Below are 13,941 nucleotides of genomic sequence, written 5' to 3' on the forward strand. Positions count from 1 at the left end.
CCTAGGCGGCCGGGGCGTCCGTCGGGGGCGGCAGGGTGTCCAGGGCGGCCGACAGGCGTTCCAGGACGCGGACCGTTTCGGCGAGGCCGTCTTCGCCGAGGGCCTCCGTGAGACGGGCGGCCAGGGACGCGTGGCCCGGGCCGATCCTGGCGACGGCGGCGCGGCCGGCATCCGTGGGGCTCAGCAGCTTCGCCCGGCGGTGGGCCGGGTTCGGGACGTACTCGGCGAGGCCCTTGTCGGCCAGCAGATCGGCGATGCGCTGCACGCTCTGCCGGGTGATGCCCATGGCCCGGGCGATGCCGGCGACGGGGAGCGGCTCGCGCAGTACGGCTCCGAGCACCTGCCACCAGGCTGCGGTCAGCCCCGCCGGGCGGGCCAGCTCCTCCGATACGGAGAGGAGCTGGCCGTTGAGCCGGAACACCCCGAGGGCGGTGCGGCTCAGGAGGTCCTGCCGGGTGCGCAGGGAGTTCTCCCGCGATGCTCTGCCGCGTGCCGCCGGAGCTGCGCCGACGGCCTCCGGGAGCCCCCCGGCGGGCGGATCCGACGGCTCCGCACCCCGCGGGCGCGGCGCGGGCTGGTCAGGCATGGTTCGGGTCCGCCGCCATCAGGACCGGGTACGCGCTCGCGTCCGAGTCGTGGAACAGGCGGTACCAGGCGTCGAGGACGTGCGGCTCGTACACCCCGAGGCGGGCGAAGACCTCGCGGGCGAACGCCACCGGTTCCGTGGGGCCCGCCGTGATCAGGTCGCCGTCGGTGACCGCGTCGGCCTCGACGTAGAGCTCGGCGCCGCCGTAGCCCGGCTGGCCGCCGAGGTAGAAGGGGGCCGCGCTGGTGTGCGTACGTCCGTCCAGGACTCCGGCGCGTGCCAGGCCGGCCGTCGCTCCGCAGATCGCGGCGACCGGGACGCCCGCAGCCAGGAACTCCTCGGCCTTCGCCGCGAAGGGGGCCAGCTCGTCGCCCGTGTCCCACAGTCCGGCGCCGGTCAGGATGAGGAGGGCGGACTCCTCGGGGCGCAGGTCCGACAGGGCCAGGTCGGGCTGGATGCGGAGGCCGCCCATCGTGGTGACGGGCCGTCCGGCGGCGATGCCGACCGTGCGGACCTCGTAGCCGTGCTGGGTCAGGTGCGCCGTGGTGTGGCCCGTCTCCCAGTCGGCGTACGTGTCGTACACCGCCACGTGGACCGTGGGGCGGGACCCCGCCCCGGTCTGCGCCTGGTGCTCCGTCTGCGTCTGCGTCTGCGTCTCAGCCTGCGTCTTCGTCTGGGTCTCGCTCATCGTGCTCGCCCTCCGGTGTCGCCGTCGCCGTGCGTCTGATGTCCGAACCGAACCGAACAGAATCGAATCGAGCCCGAATCGAACCGAGCCTGACATGACAGCCCGGTCCGTCCGGCTGCGTCCTCTATGACAGTAGGCTGCCATGATGACAGCTTGCTGTCAATCCCTCCCCATACAGACTGCCGAGACCCGCCCCCCACCCGCATACAGACCGCCGATATCCCTCCCCACCTGCACACTTCTACGGTTGCGGCCATGACCCCTCACGTCACCTCGGGCGCCACCGTCAAGGCCGCCGACCGCGCTCACGTCTTCCACTCCTGGTCCGCCCAGGCCCTGATCGACCCGCTCGCCGTGGCCAAAGCCGAGGGGTCGCACTTCTGGGACTACGACGGCAAGCGCTACCTCGACTTCGCCTCCCAGCTGGTCAACACCAACATCGGCCACCAGCACCCCAAGGTCGTCGCCGCGATCCAGGAGCAGGCCGCGAGGCTCTGCACCCTGGCCCCCGGTTTCGCCGTCGACGTCCGCTCCGAGGCCGCACGCCTCATCGCGCAGCGGACCCCCGGCGACCTCGACAAGATCTTCTTCACCAACGGCGGCGCCGAGGCCGTGGAGAACGCCGTCCGCATGGCCCGGCTGCACACCGGCCGGCAGAAGGTCATGTCCACCTACCGCTCGTACCACGGCGCCACCTCCGCCGCGATCAACCTCACCGGCGACCCGCGCCGCTGGCCCTCCGACACGGCCGCCGCCGGCGTCGTGCACTTCTGGGGACCGTTCCTCTACCGCTCGCCCTTCCATGCGACCACCGAGGCCGAGGAGTGCGCCCGCGCCCTCACCCACCTCGCGGACACCATCGCCTTCGAGGGCCCGGCGACGATCGCCGCGATCATCCTGGAGTCGGTCCCCGGCACGGCCGGGATCATGACCCCGCCCCCCGGCTACCTGGCCGGCGTGCGCGAGCTCTGCGACCGCTACGGGATCGTCTTCATCCTGGACGAGGTCATGTCGGGCTTCGGTCGGACCGGCAAGTGGTTCGCCGCCGAGCACTTCGACGTCACCCCCGACCTGATCACCTTCGCCAAGGGCGTCAACAGCGGCTACGTCCCGCTCGGCGGCGTCGCGATCTCCGGCGCGATCGCCGAGACCTTCGCCACGCGCCCCTACCCGGGCGGGCTGACCTACTCCGGTCACCCCCTCGCCTGCGCCGCCGCCGTCGCGACGATGAACGCCATGGAGGAGGAGGGCATCGTCGAGCACTCCGCCCACCTCGGCGAGAACGTGATCGGCCCGGCCCTCGCCGAGATCGCGGAGCGCCACCCCTCGGTCGGGGAGGTGCGCGGTCTGGGCACCTTCTGGGCCCTGGAACTCGTACGGGACAAGGAGACGCGCGAGCCGCTCGTTCCCTACAACGCCGCGGGCGCCGACAACGCGCCGATGGCCGAGTTCGCCGCTGCCTGCAAGGCGTCCGGGCTGTGGCCGTTCGTCAATATGAACCGCACCCACGTCGTCCCTCCGTGCAACATCACGGAAGCGGACGCGAAGGAGGGCCTGGCCCTGCTCGACGACGCGCTGACCGTCGCCGACCGGCACGTTTCGGCCTGACCGAGCTCTGGTCGACGCCTGACCGGGCTTCACCGAGCCTGACGGCCACCCCCGGAGCGAGGCCGGGGGTGGGTCCCGAACGGGCCGCGGACAGGCCGCGGACAGGCCGCGAACAGGCTCCGAGCAGCGAGGACGACCCTGCGCGGGTGCTCTGGGAGGGACCCGCGCAGGGTCAAATGATCAAGACGAGAAGAGCGGCCCGTCCGGATAACGGGCACTAAATCCACATAGCGGCCACAAACCGATCGGTTTCGGCCGTGCTGCCTGGCCTAAGGTGTCCGAAGCCCACAGATGGAGACGGACCCCTATGCCAGGCAGCGGCGCTGTCACCCGCAACACACTTCGCCAGCAGATCGCGGACGCGCTGCGTGACGAGGTGCTCGCGGGACGCCTGGCGGCCGGGAGCGAGTTCACCGTCAAACAGATCGCCGAGCAGTACGAAGTCTCGGCGACCCCCGTCCGCGAGGCGCTCGTCGACCTCTCCGCCCAAGGCCTCCTCGACTCCGTCCAGCACCGCGGCTTCCGCGTCCGAGTCTTCACCGTGGACGATTTCCGGGGCATGATCGAGGCTCGTACGTTGATCGTGGAAGGCATCTTCCGCAGGCTCGTGGAACGCGGCACCGCCCCCGGCTCCGGGGAACGGCTGGTCTCGGTGCGCCGCCGCGCGGAGGAGGCGCAGCGGGCAGCGCTGAACGGCTCGCTCGACGTGCTGATCGGCTACGACCTGCGCTTCTGGAGGGAGCTGAGCGGGCTGGTCGGCAACATCTACATCTCCGAATTCCTGCACCGGATCCGGGTGCAGTGCTGGGTGTTCGCCGTGCCCCATCTGAAGGCGGAGCCGGACCTGCGCTCCGACCTGTGGGCCGGCCACAACGAACTGATGGACGCGGTGACCCGCGCGGACGCCGAGGAGGTACGACGCCTCGTGCACGCGTACAACCAGCACGGTCTCGACTGGGCCGCGGGCCTGAAGGTGGCCGGAGCATGAGCGGCGAGAGCGCCGTGAGCGCCGACCAGGAGAAGCAGGCCCCCATGGCCCCCACCGGTGCGCGATGGCTCGGTGCCGTCGGGCTGTCCGTCGTCGTCCCCATCCCCGGTCCCGTCCCGGAGCAGACCCTCACCACCCTGCGCGAGCACCTCGACGCCCACTGCGGCGCGGGTCCCGGCGCCTGGGAACTCATCGTGGTCACCGGCGACGCCGCTGCCCCGCCGCCGGCCGCCGCCGCGGAACCCCGGATCCGGCTGATCCGCCTCCGCGAAGGCGCCGACAGCACTGACACCGGCGACACCGGCCAAACCGCCGCCGGCCAAACTGCCGACGCCGGCCAAACCGGCCAAACCGGCCAAACCGCCGACGCCGCCCACGCAGCCCACCGCGCGACCGGCAAGGGCGCCGCCCTCCGAGCCGGAGTGCTCGCCTCCGCCGGCGACCGGGTGCTCCTCACCGACGCCGCGCTCAGCACCCCGCTCGACGAGCTGGCCCGTCTCGAGGAACTCCTGGCCCCGGCCGGGGACGGCACGGACGGCGACGCACTCCCCGCCGTGGTCCTCGGCCGCTCCCGCGGCCGCCTGGTCCGCACCCTCGGCATCCCCGGCATACCGGGATTCCGTGCCGACACCTGCGCCTTCGCCCTCTTCGACGGCGACCGGGCCCGCGCCGCCTTCGGCGCCTCGACCCTCGACGGACCGGCCATCGATGCCGAGGTCCTGCGCTGGGTCCGCCGCCAGGGCTGGCACGTGGCCGAGGTCGAGCTTCCCGTACACCGCGGCCGCGGCGGCGACCGCACCCGGAACGCCCCGGCCCCGCGCCACGATCGCCTGCGCACCCTCGGCGACCTGTTCCGCCTGAACGCCGGTGGCCTCGCCGTGGCCGCCGCCTTCATCGCGCTCTCCCTCTACGTCTTCCAGGGACTGTGGGCGGACCTCGACGGCGCCTACCTCGCGGACGCGCTCCAGGACCAGAACCAGTGGGAGTGGTTCGTCGGCGTCACCACCGACAACATCACCCACTTCCGCAACCCGCTCTTCACCCTCTCCCAGGGCATGCCCGACGGCGTGAACCTGATGGCCAACGCCACGATGCTCGGCCTGAACGTCCCGCTGATCCCGGTCACGCTGCTGTTCGGCGAGACCGTCACCTTCGCGCTGGTCCTCACGCTCGGCATGGCTGCCAGCGCCTGGACCTGGTACTGGCTGATCCGCCGCCGGTTCGTGCGCAGCCGCTGGGCGGCCGCCGCGGGCGGGGCGCTCGCCGCCTTCGCGCCGCCGATGGTCTCGCACGCCAACGGCCATCCGAACTTCGTCGTCCTCTTCATGATCCCGCTGATCATCGACCGGGCCCTGCGCCTGTGCGAGGGTCACCGCGACGGTCGCAATGTGACCCGTGACGGGGTACTGCTCGGGCTCTTCGCGACGTACCAGATCTTCATCGGCGAGGAGCCGCTGCTGATCGCCGCGCTCGGCATGCTGGTGTTCTGCCTGGCCTACCTCCTCGTCGCCCCCCGCCGCGCCCTCGTGGCCGCGCGGCCGCTGGGCTCCGGCCTGGTCGTGGCGCTCGGTGTGTGCCTGCCGCTGGTGGCCGTCCCGCTGTACTGGCAGTTCTTCGGCCCGCAGAGCTACCACTCGGTCCTGCACGGGGACAACGCCGGGAACAGTCCGCGCGCCCTGATCGAGTTCGCGGCCCGCTCCCTCTTCGGCGACCCCGAGACGGCCGGCAAGCTCTCCCTGAACACCACCGAGCAGAACGCCTTCTACGGCTGGCCCCTGCTCGCCTTCGGTGTGGCCGTCTGCGTGTGGCTGTGGCGGAGCAGGGCCGTACGGGCCCTCGCGATCACCGGCTTCACCGCGCTCCTGCTGTCCCTCGGGCCGTGGGTACCCGTACCCCGCACGGAGATCGTGCTGCCGGGCCCCTGGCGCCTGATGATCAAGCTGCCGCTCTTCGAGTCGGTGATCGAGGGGCGCGTGGCGATGGTGTGCGCGCCCATCCTGGGCATCCTGCTCGCCCTCGCGCTCGACCGGATCCTGCGGCTGCCCGCGCGGGAGCTGCGCACGCTGGGCCTGCTGGGGGCGGCGGCCGCGCTGATCCCGATCCTGCCGCTGCCGCTGACCGTACGGGACCGCGCGCCGGTGCCCGCCTTCATCACCTCCGGGGACTGGAAGGGCTACGTCAAGGACGGGGAGGCACTCGTTCCGGTACCGCTGCCGGACCCGGGCCAGGCGGACGCGCTGCACTGGCAGGTGGAGGCGGACTTCGGCTTCCGGCTGGCCGGCGGCTACTTCAACGGCCCGTGGGGACCCGACCGGATCGGCATCTACGGGGCCACCCCGCGGCACCTCTCGAACCTCCTGCGCGACGTCCGCTACGGCGCCGAGCCGCCGGTGGTCGACGCCGGCTGGCGGACGCAGGCCCGCCAGGACCTGGAGTACTGGAAGGCCGGCGCGGTGGTCCTGCCCCGCCAGGACCGGGACGCGGAGCTGCGGGCACTGATCACCGGGCTGCTGGGCCGGGAGCCGGAGCAGGTGCGCGACGTGTGGGTCTGGAGGGTGGGCCCGGGGGAGCCGTAGACGCGGATCCGGCGCCGGCCCGGCGCCGACCCGGCCTGGATCCGGTCTGGATCAGGCTGGATCCGGCCTGGATCCGGCGCGGTTCGCGTCCCAAGGTTCTGCTCACCCCTTCGCTGAGCGTGTCCGGCGCACTACGCTGGCCCGATCGGCGACAACGACTGATCGGAGGCCGAGTGGCCTGTGACCTGTGGCTGGTCCCCCTTGTCGACGTGCTGTGCCACAGCCCCGACAACCCCTTCGCGGAAGAGATCGCCTCGTACGACAAGGCGCTGGGTGAGGCCGGACTGCCGTCCGTGCCGGTGTTCGCGTACATGCCGGGGCTTTCCGGGGACGTCGCCCCGGTGGCCGGTTTCGACTACGACGCCCTGCACTTCCTGCGGCGGGCGTACCTGCTCCAGATCTGCGGGCTGCCGGTGACACCGGTGGACGAGCTGGGCGGGGACTACGAGCAACTGCTGGAGATGTTCGAGCCGACGGCGCAGCAGTCGCACCTGGTGTGGCACTACGACCACGCGGGGGCCTACGTCCCCGTGGACTTCGCGTACCCGCTGGCCAACGAGGAGCTGCTGGCCGGGGGCGGGCCCCTGGGGTCCGCGCAGGGCCTGCTGCGCGAGCTGGCGCTGGTGGCTCCCGCGATCGGGATAGACCCCCGCAACCCGCCGCTCGCTCCGGCGCCCCCGGGGCGGCCGACGTCGCTGGAGGAGCCCGCCGGGCCGATCCCGTACGACGACAGCCCCTTCGCTCGGGAGCGGCACGTATGGCTGGGCCTGCACGCGGCTGCGACCAGGAGCCTCGGTCAGGGCTCGATGATCATCTTCAGCTGACGCGAACGACCGGTACGGAACGGGGCCGGCGCCGCCGCGCGGAGCCGGCCCCGCCCCGTCAGCGCGGCTGCTCCGGCGGCCGCTGGCGGGGCATGTTCGGGCGGGTGCCCGGGGGGAGCGGGAAGCGGGCAGGCGGGACGTACGCGTCCGAGCGGGATCCGCCCGCGCCCAGGGACTGCATGACCAGCGGGGCGGGGCCGGAGCTGAACTCGACCATCCATTCCGCGGTCTCCGACCGTACGAGCTCGGTCACGTCCTCCGAGAAGCGGCGCAGCACGGTCAGACACCGCTCCGCGGCCTCGCTGGCGGTGCCCTCGGTGGGGCCCAGGATCTCGCGCACGTTCTCCGTGGCCCAGTCGAACTGCAGGGTCTGCAGTCGCCGCTGCACGGCCTGCGCCGTGGCCACGTCCCGCATCCAGCCCGAGGTCAGGCCGAAGAACCGGTCGCAGGCCAGGCAGGCCGCGCCCAGGAGCAGCGCGAGATAGCCGTACGAGGACGCCCCGGGCACCGAGCCGGTCAGCTCCAGCAGTGGCATCGCGGCGCCCGTGACCGCGCCGACGGCGGCCCCGATCCGCAGGATCCGGGCCCCCCGGCGCTTCCACGCCCGGTCCGACAGGTACCACTCGGCGGTGCGCAGCGCGTCGGCCTCGACCCGTCGGTAGAGCTCGTCGAGCCGCTCCGCGGGCTCGCCCCAGTCCCCGAGAGGGAACGGCCGGCCGGTAAGGTCGCCGTCCTCAGCGGGATCCCGGGGTGGCCCCTCGGGCTGCATCTCCGGCTGACTCACCCGGGCACTCCCTCTGCCTGCGCTGAACGTGTGGTGGTGCGCGTGTGCGCAATGGTGCGCATGCTCTTCCTACCTTCGAATGAGACGCGGTGGGCGACGATTCCCGGGATTTCCGCCCGCAAGGGGGGCGTCATCAGGTACGCGCACGCCCCGTCTCTCACTCGAAAGAGTTGGTCCTCACGGCGTAGGGCGCGGCGCCCGGGGAGCACGTAGGCTCGGATTGACCAAGCCGCCGGCGCTTGGCCCGACGCTACGGAGTGAGTGACCTGTGATTCCCGGTGGTGGTCAGCCCAACATGCAGCAGCTGCTCCAGCAGGCCCAGAAGATGCAGCAGGACCTTGCCGTGGCGCAGGAGGAGCTGGCGCAGGCCGAGGTCGAGGGCCAGGCCGGCGGCGGCCTGGTGAAGGCGACCGTCACCGGTTCCGGTGAACTTCGCGCGCTGGTGATCGACCCGAAGGCCGTGGACCCCGAGGACACCGAGACGCTCGCGGACCTGGTGGTCGCGGCGGTCCAGGCGGCCAACGAGAACGCGCAGGCGCTCCAGCAGCAGAAGCTGGGCCCGCTGGCCCAGGGCCTGGGCGGCGGCAGCGGTATCCCCGGCCTTCCCTTCTAGGACCCGACCGACCCGACCGAGCCGACCGACCCGACCGACCTCTCGCTCTCCCCGCTCTCCCGCTCACGAACTTCAGAACCGAAAGAAGGCAGTCCGTTGTACGAAGGCGTGGTCCAGGACCTGATCGACGAACTGGGCAGGCTGCCCGGCGTCGGGCCCAAGAGCGCGCAGCGGATCGCCTTCCACATCCTGCAGGCCGAGCCCACCGATGTCCGCCGCCTCGCGCACGCGCTGCTGGAGGTCAAGGACAAGGTCCGGTTCTGCGCGGTGTGCGGGAACGTGGCGCAGGAGGAGCGGTGCAACATCTGCCGCGATCCGCGCCGCGATCTGACGGTCATCTGTGTGGTCGAGGAGTCGAAGGACGTCGTCGCGATCGAGCGGACCCGCGAGTTCCGGGGCCGGTACCACGTCCTCGGCGGGGCGATCAGCCCGATCGAGGGCGTCGGCCCGGACGATCTGCGCATCCGGGAGCTGCTGGCGCGGCTCGCGGACGGTTCGGTCACCGAGCTGATCATCGCGACCGACCCGAACCTGGAGGGCGAGGCGACCGCCACCTACCTCGCCCGCATGATGAAGCCCATGGGCCTGAAGGTCACCCGCCTGGCCAGCGGCCTCCCCGTCGGGGGAGATCTGGAGTACGCGGACGAGGTCACGCTCGGGCGGGCCTTTGAAGGAAGGCGACTTCTCGATGTCTGACGCAACGCTGCACGCCCTGGGACAGGATCCGGACGACTTCGCGGCTTCGATCGCGGATCAGATCGAGTCCTTCATCGTCGCGGTCACCGAGGTGGCCAAGGGCGAGGACCCGGACAGCGCGGTGCCCTTCCTCCTCCTGGAGGTGTCCCAGCTGCTGCTGGCGGGCGGCCGGCTCGGTGCCTACCAGGACGTCCTGCCCGACGAACGCTACGAGCCCGACCTGGGCCCGGAGCCGGACGTGGACGACCTGCGCGAGCGGTTCGCGGTGATGCTGGAGCCGGTCGACGTCTACTCGGAGGTCTTTGACCCCTACGAGCCGCGCAAGGCCCCGGTCCCGCACCGGATCTCCGACGACCTCGCCGATGTGGTCGCCGACCTGCGGCACGGCCTCATCCACCACCAGTCGGGCCGGATCACCGAGGCGCTGTGGTGGTGGCAGTTCTCCTACTTCACCAACTGGGGACCGACGGCATCGGCCACGCTGCGCGCCCTCCAGTCACTGATCGCGCACGTCCGCCTCGACCAGCCGCTGGCCGCCCTGGACGGGCTGGACACGGACGAGGACCTCGCGGAGGACGAGCTCGCGGAGGTGGCCGGGCAGGTCATGGCCGAGGAGCTCGGCGGTCTCGGCCGGAAGTAAAAGCCCCGGTGAGGGAACTTGTGCTGTGATCTTTTCGTCTCATGATGTGGTACGAGGCGGTCGTATCGCGGCCGCTCGTTAGACTGCACCAGCAATGAGACGGACTGAGCGAGGAGCGCACGTGGGCCTTGTCGTGCAGAAGTACGGAGGCTCCTCCGTAGCCGATGCCGAAGGCATCAAGCGTGTTGCCAAGCGGATCGTGGATGCCAAGAAGAACGGCCACCAAGTGGTCGTCGTGGTTTCCGCGATGGGCGACACGACGGACGAGCTGATCGATCTCGCCGAGCAGGTGTCCCCGATGCCTGCCGGACGCGAATTCGACATGCTGCTGACCGCCGGAGAGCGGATCTCCATGGCCCTGCTGGCCATGGCGATCAAAAACCTGGGCCACGAGGCCCAGTCGTTCACCGGTAGCCAGGCAGGCGTCATCACCGACTCGGTGCACAACAAAGCGCGCATCATCGATGTCACGCCGGGCCGTATCCGCACCGCGCTGGACGAGGGCAACATCGCCATCGTCGCCGGCTTCCAGGGTGTGTCGGCGGACAGCAAGGACATCACCACCCTCGGCCGGGGCGGCTCGGACACGACCGCCGTCGCGCTCGCCGCGGCGCTGGACGCCGAGGTCTGCGAGATCTACACCGATGTCGACGGCGTCTTCACCGCGGACCCCCGCGTCGTGAAGAAGGCCAAGAAGATCGACTGGATCAACTCCGAGGACATGCTGGAGCTCGCGGCCTCCGGTTCCAAGGTGCTGCTGCACCGCTGCGTCGAGTACGCGCGCCGCTACAACATCCCGATCCACGTCCGCTCGTCCTTCTCGGGACTGCCGGGCACCTGGGTCAGCAACGAGAATCCGCAAGGGGACGAGCCGGTGGAGCACGCCATCATCTCCGGAGTCGCTCACGACGTCTCCGAAGCCAAGATCACGGTCGTCGGCGTCCCGGACAAGCCGGGTGAGGCCGCGGCCATCTTCCGCGCCATCGCGGACGCCGAGATCAACATCGACATGATCGTGCAGAACGTGTCCGCCGCCTCCACGGGTCTGACGGACATCTCCTTCACCCTCCCCAAGGCCGAGGGCCACAAGGCCATCGACGCCCTGGAGAAGGCGAAGGGCACCATCGGCTTCGAGTCCCTGCGCTACGACGACCAGATCGGCAAGATCTCCCTGGTCGGCGCGGGCATGAAGACCAACCCGGGCGTCACCGCCTCGTTCTTCCAGGCGCTGTCCGACGCGGGCGTCAACATCGAGCTCATCTCCACCTCGGAGATCCGCATCTCGGTCGTGACCCGCCAGGACGACGTCAACGAGGCCGTCCGCGCCGTGCACACGGCCTTCGGGCTCGACAACGACAGCGGCGACGAAGCCGTCGTCTACGGAGGCACCGGACGTTGACCGCGACCGCGGCCCGGTCGGCCCCGGCTCCGGCACTCGCCGTGGTCGGGGCGACCGGAGCCGTCGGCTCCGTTCTGCTCGGGATGTTGTCCCAGCGGGCCGACGTCTGGGGCGACGTACGCCTGATCGCCTCCTCGCGCTCGGCCGGCCGCAGGCTGACCGTGCGGGGTACGGAGACCGAGGTGCTCGCCCTCACCGAAGACGCCTTCGACGGCATCGGTGCGGGTGACATCGCGCTCTTCCTGACCCCGGCCGAGGTCTCGGCCCGGTGGGCTCCCGTCGTCACCGCGCGCGGGGCCGTCGTGGTGGACCAGTCCGCGGCCTTCCGCGAGGACCCCGACGTACCGCTCGTGGTGCCCGAGGTGAACGGGCACGCGGCCCGGATCCGGCCGCGCGGGATCGTCGCCGGACCCGACTGCGTGACCGCCGCGATGATCGCGGCGCTGGGCGCGCTGCACGCCGAGTACGCACTGGCCGAGCTGGCCGTCTCCACCTACCAGGCCGCGAGCGCGGCCGGCCGGGCCGGCTCGGAGGCACTGCGCCGTCAGCTGTCCCTCGTCGCCGGCAGCTCCCTGGGGGAGCATCCCGGGGACGTGCGCCGGGCCGTGGGCGAGGACACCGGGCCCTTCGCGGGTCCGCTCGCACTCAACGTGGTGCCGTGGTCCGGTGAGCTGCGCGAGGACGGCTGGTCCTCGCACGAGCTGGCCGTACGGGCGCAAGTACGCCGGATCCTGGACCTGGCGGAGCTTCCGGTGTCCGTGACCTGCGTACAGGTACCCGTACTGACCGGCCACTCGGTGACCGTACGGGCCCGGTTCGAGGGCGCCGTCGAGGCGGTGCACGCCCGGGAGATCCTGGAATCGGCGCCCGGGGTGGTCCTCGTGGACGACCCGGCCGCGGGGGAGTTCCCGACCCCTTCGGACGCCGCGGGCACGGATCCGGCCTGGGTGGGGCGGGTGCGGCGCTCGCTCGACGACCCGCGTTCGCTGGAGTTCTTCGTCTGCGCGGACAACCTCCGCCAGGGTGCTGCGCTCAATGCCACACAAACTGCGGAGCTCATCGCGGCTGATTTTGGCTCATTGACTTTGTAGGATCATCGTTAATCCCTTGATCGAGTGGATGGCCCGACGGCTGTCGTCGTACGACGATGCGCGTCCGGGTGCGCGGCTACGCAAGAAGACGATGAGAATCCCGCCGATGAATCTGCCGTGCGCGTACAACCCTGACGGGGGGACGCGTGTCCAACAGGCGTGGCAGAAGCATTGCTCGAACTCCCCGTCATCCCGGCGCGCACCGGGACGCTCCCGACCCCGTCGCGCCTGCGCTCCCGCACGCCCGGCGGGTTCCCGGTGATCGTTCCCGTCCCGCCCGCCGCGACGGCGTCCGGGGCCCCCGTGCTGCCCGGGGTGCCCACCGCGCCCGGCGCCCGCGCGTCCGTACCCGCCAAGGAAGGCCGGGTCCCCGGGCCGCGCGACAGCGCGGAGGACCTCGGCAGCAGCGCGGAGACGGCTGAAAAGGCCGAGGCGACCGAAGCGGTCGAGGCGACCGCAGCGGCCGAACCGGTGGAGGCGACCGCAGCGGCCGAACCGGTGGAGGCGACCGCAGCGGCCGAAGTGGTCGCGGGAACCACCGTCGACCACCTCACCGAGACCTACCAGGCCCACTACCGCTCGCTGCTGGGCCTCGCCGCGCTCCTCCTCGACGACACCGCCTCCTGCGAGGACGTCGTCCAGGAGGCCTTCATCCGCGTCCACGCGGCCCGCAACAAGGTCCGGGACCGGGAAAAGACGCTGGCCTACCTGCGCCAGACCGTCGTCAACCTTTCGCGCTCCGCCCTGCGCCGCCGCATCCTCGGCCTGAAGCTTCTGTCGAAGCCGATGCCGGACATGGCGAGCGCCGAGGAAGGCGCGTACGACCTGCTGGAACGGGACGATCTCATCAAGTCGATGCGCGGGCTCCAGCGACGCCAGCGAGAGGTGCTGGTGCTGCGCTACTTCGCGGACATGACGGAAGTCCAGGTCGCCGAGACCCTCGGCATATCGCTCGGTTCGGTCAAGGCGTACGGATCGCGGGGCATTGCCGCGCTGCGGGTGGCGATGGAGGCTGCGCAAGCATGAACGAGGACCGCAAGACGAACGAGGACGAGGGCCGGGACCTGCCGGGCCTGCCCGAGCCGTCCGGCGAATCCGCCTCCGGAGGCCCGGAGGCCCTGCTGGCACTCGTGCTCGGCAAGCCGGGCACGGCGGAACCTGCCGAGCCCGCGACCGCCGAGCCCGCCGCTGCCGAGCCCGCGACCACCAAGCCCGCTGCTGCCAAGCTCGCTGCCGTCAAACCCGTCGCCTCCGGTCCCGTGGACGATGAGGACGCGCTGCGCGATCTGCTGCACGGGGTCGTCGTGAGGCTCGAACCCTCCGATGACGCGCTGGAGCGGCTGCGGGGGGGGGGGGGCGAAAGACGGGGCCGCCACCACAAGAGCCCCCCCACCCCAGAGAAGGAAGAATGGGGGCTAAGCGGAGCGCGACCGGACGGATAGTCCCGG

At 71.4% G+C, this 13,941-nt stretch carries 14 protein-coding genes; 11 read left to right on the plus strand and 3 right to left on the minus strand.

Going from position 1 to position 13,941, the window contains the following annotated elements; genetic code table 11:
- Position 1: 1 nt before the first annotated feature.
- Together ACFWBW_RS00895 and ACFWBW_RS00900 are read right to left on the minus strand one after the other, a co-directional pair.
- Entirely contained in the window at positions 2-586 is a 585-nt protein-coding gene (locus tag ACFWBW_RS00895) for a MarR family winged helix-turn-helix transcriptional regulator (RefSeq protein WP_385367315.1), read from the minus strand.
- On the minus strand, positions 579-1,274 hold the full coding sequence (locus tag ACFWBW_RS00900) for a type 1 glutamine amidotransferase family protein (RefSeq protein WP_385367317.1): 696 nt from the start codon (positions 1,272-1,274) through the stop codon (positions 579-581). Before ACFWBW_RS00900 ends, ACFWBW_RS00895 begins: the two co-directional genes overlap by 8 nt.
- A gap of 255 nt (positions 1,275-1,529) precedes the next feature.
- Between ACFWBW_RS00900 and ACFWBW_RS00905 the strand changes: the two genes are divergently transcribed.
- The 4 genes from ACFWBW_RS00905 (at position 1,530) to ACFWBW_RS00920 (ending at position 7,270) form a co-directional block, all read left to right on the plus strand.
- Positions 1,530-2,882 carry an aspartate aminotransferase family protein gene (locus ACFWBW_RS00905; protein ID WP_385367319.1) on the plus strand — a complete coding sequence of 451 codons (1,353 nt, stop codon included), beginning with the start codon at positions 1,530-1,532 and terminating at the stop codon, positions 2,880-2,882.
- Positions 2,883-3,189: 307 nt separating this feature from the next.
- Complete coding sequence (locus ACFWBW_RS00910) at positions 3,190-3,870, plus strand: GntR family transcriptional regulator (RefSeq protein ID WP_385367321.1); 681 nt, start codon at positions 3,190-3,192, stop codon at positions 3,868-3,870.
- A complete protein-coding gene (locus ACFWBW_RS00915; RefSeq protein ID WP_385367323.1) occupies positions 3,867-6,446 on the plus strand; it encodes a glycosyltransferase family 2 protein in 2,580 nt (859 codons plus the stop codon). Before ACFWBW_RS00910 ends, ACFWBW_RS00915 begins: the two co-directional genes overlap by 4 nt.
- Before the next feature lie 173 nt (positions 6,447-6,619).
- Complete coding sequence (locus ACFWBW_RS00920; RefSeq protein ID WP_250744899.1) at positions 6,620-7,270, plus strand: hypothetical protein; 651 nt, start codon at positions 6,620-6,622, stop codon at positions 7,268-7,270.
- A gap of 58 nt (positions 7,271-7,328) precedes the next feature.
- Here ACFWBW_RS00920 and ACFWBW_RS00925 read toward each other — a convergent pair whose 3' ends face one another.
- On the minus strand, positions 7,329-8,054 hold the full coding sequence (locus tag ACFWBW_RS00925; protein ID WP_385367325.1) for an SLATT domain-containing protein: 726 nt from the start codon (positions 8,052-8,054) through the stop codon (positions 7,329-7,331).
- Between the two features lie 268 nt (positions 8,055-8,322).
- Between ACFWBW_RS00925 and ACFWBW_RS00930 the strand changes: the two genes are divergently transcribed.
- From ACFWBW_RS00930 to ACFWBW_RS00960, 7 genes are all read left to right on the plus strand, one after another.
- Entirely contained in the window at positions 8,323-8,667 is a 345-nt protein-coding gene (locus ACFWBW_RS00930) for a YbaB/EbfC family nucleoid-associated protein (RefSeq protein WP_112450812.1), read from the plus strand.
- 96 nt (positions 8,668-8,763) lie between these two features.
- A complete protein-coding gene (gene recR / locus ACFWBW_RS00935; protein ID WP_243330636.1) occupies positions 8,764-9,363 on the plus strand; it encodes a recombination mediator RecR in 600 nt (199 codons plus the stop codon).
- A complete protein-coding gene (locus ACFWBW_RS00940) occupies positions 9,356-10,003 on the plus strand; it encodes a DUF5063 domain-containing protein (RefSeq protein WP_385367328.1) in 648 nt (215 codons plus the stop codon). The genes recR and ACFWBW_RS00940 overlap by 8 nt, the downstream gene beginning before the upstream one ends.
- A 121-nt stretch (positions 10,004-10,124) precedes the next feature.
- A complete protein-coding gene (locus ACFWBW_RS00945; protein WP_266906273.1) occupies positions 10,125-11,402 on the plus strand; it encodes an aspartate kinase in 1,278 nt (425 codons plus the stop codon).
- The gene (locus tag ACFWBW_RS00950; RefSeq protein ID WP_385367330.1) at positions 11,399-12,493 is read left to right on the plus strand and encodes an aspartate-semialdehyde dehydrogenase; all 1,095 of its coding nucleotides are present in this window, start codon (positions 11,399-11,401) and stop codon (positions 12,491-12,493) included. The genes ACFWBW_RS00945 and ACFWBW_RS00950 overlap by 4 nt, the downstream gene beginning before the upstream one ends.
- Before the next feature lie 159 nt (positions 12,494-12,652).
- Positions 12,653-13,519 (plus strand): SigE family RNA polymerase sigma factor, encoded by an 867-nt coding sequence (locus ACFWBW_RS00955; protein ID WP_385367332.1) that lies wholly within the window; start codon positions 12,653-12,655, stop codon positions 13,517-13,519.
- Positions 13,516-13,935 carry a hypothetical protein gene (locus ACFWBW_RS00960; protein ID WP_385367334.1) on the plus strand — a complete coding sequence of 140 codons (420 nt, stop codon included), beginning with the start codon at positions 13,516-13,518 and terminating at the stop codon, positions 13,933-13,935. Before ACFWBW_RS00955 ends, ACFWBW_RS00960 begins: the two co-directional genes overlap by 4 nt.
- Positions 13,936-13,941 lie beyond the last annotated feature (6 nt).

This window comes from Streptomyces sp. NPDC059957, from assembly GCF_042730015.1.
Taxonomy (GTDB): domain Bacteria; phylum Actinomycetota; class Actinomycetes; order Streptomycetales; family Streptomycetaceae; genus Streptomyces.

Bases quoted from the DNA above. Each gene is read 5' to 3' on its own strand.
- ACFWBW_RS00895 (WP_385367315.1), bottom strand. From the start codon at position 586: ATGCCTGACCAGCCCGCGCCGCGCCCGCGGGGTGCGGAGCCGTCGGAT.
- ACFWBW_RS00900 (WP_385367317.1), bottom strand. From the start codon at position 1,274: ATGAGCGAGACCCAGACGAAGACGCAGGCTGAGACGCAGACGCAGACG.
- ACFWBW_RS00915 (WP_385367323.1), top strand. From the start codon at position 3,867: ATGAGCGGCGAGAGCGCCGTGAGCGCCGACCAGGAGAAGCAGGCCCCC.
- ACFWBW_RS00960 (WP_385367334.1), top strand. From the start codon at position 13,516: ATGAACGAGGACCGCAAGACGAACGAGGACGAGGGCCGGGACCTGCCG.
- ACFWBW_RS00940 (WP_385367328.1), top strand. From the start codon at position 9,356: ATGTCTGACGCAACGCTGCACGCCCTGGGACAGGATCCGGACGACTTC.
- ACFWBW_RS00910 (WP_385367321.1), top strand. From the start codon at position 3,190: ATGCCAGGCAGCGGCGCTGTCACCCGCAACACACTTCGCCAGCAGATC.
- ACFWBW_RS00905 (WP_385367319.1), top strand. From the start codon at position 1,530: ATGACCCCTCACGTCACCTCGGGCGCCACCGTCAAGGCCGCCGACCGC.